General features: G+C 75.4%; 1 protein-coding gene. It reads right to left on the bottom strand.

Annotated features, from left to right (window positions below):
• On the bottom strand, positions 1–479 hold a 479-nt coding region (locus FV230_RS29215; protein WP_147844822.1), incomplete at both ends, for an ABC transporter ATP-binding protein.

Consider the following 479-nt stretch of genomic DNA (forward strand, 5'->3'; position numbering starts at 1 on the left):
GGGCGAAGGCGCAGCCCGGCGGGCGGTCCGTCAGCGCGGGCGCCATGCCGGGGATCTGCGCCAGCGGCACGCCGCGGGCGTTGCGGCTCGGGGCGGAGGCGATCAGCCCCGCGCTGTAGGGATGCAGCGGCGCCTCGATGACGTCGGCCACCGGCCCGGCCTCGACGATGCGGCCGGCATACATCACGCAGAGCCTGTCGCCGAGCCCGGCCACCACCGCGAGGTCGTGAGTGATCCAGATCAGGGCGGTGCCCATCTCGGCGCAGAGACCCTGCGCCTCGGCCAGGATCTGCGCCTGGATCGTCACGTCGAGGGCCGTCGTCGGCTCGTCGGCGATGAGCAGGGCCGGCGCGTGCAGCAGCGCGATGGCGATGGCGATGCGCTGGCGCATCCCGCCCGAGAGCTGGTGCGGATAGGCGCGCAGGCGCGCGTCGGGTGCCGGGATCCCGACCTTGACCAGGGCCTCGCGCGCCCGCGCC

It is taken from the genome of Methylobacterium sp. WL6 (genome assembly GCF_008040095.1).
GTDB lineage: Bacteria > Pseudomonadota > Alphaproteobacteria > Rhizobiales > Beijerinckiaceae > Methylobacterium.